Here is a 3,248-nt window from a genome sequence, read left to right on the forward strand (position 1 = left end):
TTTCTCCAGTTTTTCAATTTTAGGAAAATAACCCGGGAAAAAAGTATGAATCGCATTAGCAATTAAATATTGCGCCACTACTCCAGCGCCTTCTTGTTCGCCTTCGTAAACCAATTCTACTTTTCCTGTTATAGCTGGAATAATTCCTAAGAAATCAGACAAACGAACGGTTGTTTTTTCTTCACCATTTAGTAAGGCTCTGCGTTCGGCGGTACTAATTAAATTCTCGTAGGCGGTAATACTCATTCGCGCTGAAACCCCGCTTTTCGCATCTATATATTCGGATTCTCTTGCTTCAAAACCTACTTGCTCCAACAAATCTTTTGCTAAATTTGGCACGTGTACTAAAGACGATTGATTATCATCTAACTTAGCTTCTTGCGTTGTAATAATTTTAGCAATTTCAATAGTTTCTGGATAATGCGTTAAAATTTGCGAACCAATTCTGTCTTTCAACGGCGTTACTATACTGCCTCGATTGGTATAATCTTCTGGATTTGCGGTAAAAATAAATTGCAAATCTAACGGCATTCTTAATTTAAACCCACGTATTTGAATGTCGCCTTCTTGCAAAATATTGAATAACGCTACTTGAATACGAGCTTGTAAATCAGGCAATTCGTTAATAACAAAAATACATCTATTCGCACGAGGAATCATTCCGAAATGAATCACACGTTCATCGGCATATGATAATTTTAAATTGGCCGCTTTTATTGGATCTACATCACCAATTAAATCTGCTACAGTTACATCGGGAGTGGCTAATTTTTCGAAAAAGCGTTCGCTTCTATGCAACCAAGAAATAGGCGTATCGTTTCCTTTTTCAGCAATCAAATCTATTGCAAAACGAGAAATTGGATGCAACGGATCGTCATTAATTTCTGAACCCGAAACAAACGGAATGTATTCGTCTAAAAGTTCTACCATTTTTCGTGCCAAACGTGTTTTTGCTTGTCCGCGTAATCCTAATAAATTAATATTATGTCGTGATAAAATAGCACGTTCCAATTCTGGAATTACAGAATTTTCAAAACCGTGCACACCTGAAAAGGTTCGTTGTTTGGCTATTAGTTTATTTCTTAAATTGGTACGTAACTCTTCTTTAATATTTTTGGATTGATAGCCCGATTGTATCAAATCGCCTAATGTTTTTATGTGTATCATAGTAGTGTTTTTAACCGCAAATTAGCAGTTGCTATTTTTATGTAAGTTCTTTTGTTTGATATTGATTATTTCAGTTTCTTTTTTCTATTGGCTTCATAATCTTGGAAAATCATTTCTCCTAAACCACTTAAACCTGTGTAGAACGCTTTTCCTTGATTGGCTTCCGTAAATTTATCTACAAATTGTTGCAAATAGGGATCGTTGGCAATCATAAAAGTCGTAATTGGAATGTGTAATTTTCTGGCTTGAGCAGCTTGCGTGTAGCATTTTTCAACAATATACTCGTCTAAACCGTTACTATTCATATAATACGAGCCGTCTTTTTCTCGAACACAGCTTGGTTTTCCATCAGTAATCATAAATATTTGTTTGTTGGTATTGCGTTTTCTTCGTAGCATATCCATTGCTAATTGCAAACCTGCAACGGTGTTGGTATGATAGGGTCCTACTTTTAAAAAAGGTAATTCTTTTATAGAAATAGGCCAAGCATCGTTACCAAAAACTAAAATATCAATGGTGTCTTTCGGATAACGAGTAGTGATAAGTTCCGCCAACGCCATCGCTACTTTTTTGGCAGGCGTAATTCGGTCTTCGCCGTATAAAATCATACTATGAGAAATGTCTATCATTAAAACAGTACTCATTTGCGATTTGTAATGCGTATCTTCAATTACTAAATCATTTTCGGTAAGTTGAAACTCGCCTATTCCATTATTGATTTGTGCGTTTTTTAGACTTTCCGTTAATGAAATTCTATCTAAGCTATCCCCAAAATTATAGCTTCTAAGTTCGCCTGTGAGTTCATCGCCACCGCCAAGTTGTTTCGATTTATGATTGCCGCTACCCGATTTATTTAAATTTCCAAATATTTGATCTAAAGCGGCTTGACGAATAAGTCGTTCCGTTTTTGATGTAATGGTAACCTCGCCGGTACCATCGCCTGTTATTTCTTCACGAATGAATCCTTTTTTCTTTAAATCTTCAATAAAATCTTCAATAGAATAGTCTGGCGTAGTTAATTTGTATTCGGCATCAAGTTCACGTAGCCAATCTATAGCTTCGTTAAAGTCGCCTGATGTATGTACAATCAATTCTTTAAAAACACCAAAAAGCACCTCAAATGGTGTTTTAAATGGTTTTTCGTATGTTTTAAAATAGAATCCTTTTTTCATACCATAAAAATACAAGGTTTATATTTTATAACATAAAAACGAATACTAATTTTTAGTTAAAACTAATAAAACTTACCGTCCACATAAAACCAATTGTTTTGAAAAAGTATAAATGTTGATTTTTCGTGATGGATTTGAGGTGTTTTATTGTCATCTAAGAAGTAGGCTTTAAATTCTACCGTATTTTCAGTACTGTTTAGAATTTCTAATTTCTGCCACGTATTTTGTTGTGCCCAAGCTAAAATATCTGATTTATTTGTATATTTTTTTTGAGATACATGAGTAGTTTTGAACAAATATGCCGCATCATGTAAATAAAATGCTGTAAATCTGGAACGCATTAATTTTTCTGCAGTAGGCACCGTTACATCTTCTTGAATATAAGGCAAACAACATTCTTTTAAAGTAACGTGACTCCCGCAAGGGCAAAGTTTAGTGTGATCCATTTTGAATTTTGAGTAATAAATGTGTAAGCAAAACCTGATATTTACTTAATTCGATTAAATGATTGTCTGAAACCACTTCATCTATTAAATTCTCCACTTCCTCACTCACTTCTAGCTGTAAAAGTTGGGCTTTTTTCCATTCTTTTTTAGCTATCAAATCAATAATTGTTTGAACTTTTGGTTTTAAATATACGAACTGATGTATTGGCATTATTGGTTTTTAAGCGATTGCTTGTATTGTTCTAAAATAGACGCTTTTTTGGCTGCAGACGTTTGCTTTGTTTTTTGAATTTTCTTCAAATGATTGTCCAATTGCTTTTTATGCTTGTCTTTATTTATGGCATTATTTCTTCCCATGTTGCAAAATTTTCTTCAAATTTACGAAACTTTCATTGGTATTACTCAATTCAGTCAGCATTTTCCTCTTTATTTCTTCAAAATCATGGAAAATTAAGTGTTTCGC

General features: G+C 33.8%; 5 protein-coding genes. All 5 read right to left on the reverse strand.

The genetic code is table 11. The features are described 5' to 3' along the window. A partial coding sequence (locus tag ACIQ11_RS09800; protein ID WP_396154461.1) for an AAA family ATPase occupies window positions 1–1,167 on the reverse strand: 1,167 nt, incomplete at its 3' end. Between the two features lie 65 nt (window positions 1,168–1,232). Next, on the reverse strand, window positions 1,233–2,339 hold the full coding sequence (locus tag ACIQ11_RS09805; RefSeq protein ID WP_396154463.1) for a VWA domain-containing protein: 1,107 nt from the start codon (window positions 2,337–2,339) through the stop codon (window positions 1,233–1,235). Between the two features lie 62 nt (window positions 2,340–2,401). Then, complete coding sequence (locus ACIQ11_RS09810; protein ID WP_353076581.1) at window positions 2,402–2,785, reverse strand: YchJ family metal-binding protein; 384 nt, start codon at window positions 2,783–2,785, stop codon at window positions 2,402–2,404. Further along, window positions 2,772–2,996, reverse strand: a complete 225-nt coding sequence (locus ACIQ11_RS09815; protein ID WP_353076582.1) for a hypothetical protein — start codon at window positions 2,994–2,996, stop codon at window positions 2,772–2,774. Before ACIQ11_RS09815 ends, ACIQ11_RS09810 begins: the two co-directional genes overlap by 14 nt. Further along, window positions 2,996–3,142 carry a hypothetical protein gene (locus ACIQ11_RS09820; protein ID WP_291242906.1) on the reverse strand — a complete coding sequence of 49 codons (147 nt, stop codon included), beginning with the start codon at window positions 3,140–3,142 and terminating at the stop codon, window positions 2,996–2,998. The genes ACIQ11_RS09815 and ACIQ11_RS09820 overlap by 1 nt, the downstream gene beginning before the upstream one ends. Between the last annotated feature and the right edge of the window lie 106 nt (window positions 3,143–3,248).

The sequence above is a fragment of the Flavobacterium sp. genome, assembly GCF_044361065.1.
Taxonomy (GTDB): Bacteria; Bacteroidota; Bacteroidia; order Flavobacteriales; family Flavobacteriaceae; genus Flavobacterium.